Genomic DNA, 394 nt, shown 5'->3' on the forward strand with positions numbered 1-394 from the left:
GGACGGGGAGACGGAGGAGGACGCCGACGGTACGGACGTCGCCGCCGAGGAGTACGCGTCGCTGCCGGGTGGGGAACCCGCCGAGTCGTTGTCACCCCGTTCCGGCAGCAGGTCGAACAGGAACACCGAGCCCACGGTCACCGCGGCCATCGCCCCCGCGACCGCGAGCGCCACCGTGCAGCTCATCCGGCGGCCGCGGCCGTTGTCGCCGGGGGCGGAGGTGGCGGCCACGGAGACGGACAGCTTGCCGGGAGCGGGGTGCCCGTCGGCGACCGTCTCGGGGGACCGGCTCGTCCACGGTGTCGCGTCCCGCGGGCCCGTGGTGTCCGGCGGCACGACCGGGTGGGCCGCGGGCCCGTCGGCGGGGGCCGCAGGCGCGGGGACGGACACGGCC

At 77.9% G+C, this 394-nt stretch carries 1 pseudogene; it reads right to left on the bottom strand.

What is annotated here, in order from left to right:
* A pseudogene (locus EHS43_RS48700) lies at positions 1-394 on the bottom strand (serine/threonine protein kinase); the annotation flags it as partial.

It is taken from the genome of Streptomyces sp. RP5T, from assembly GCF_003933965.1.
GTDB lineage: Bacteria > Actinomycetota > Actinomycetes > Streptomycetales > Streptomycetaceae > Streptomyces.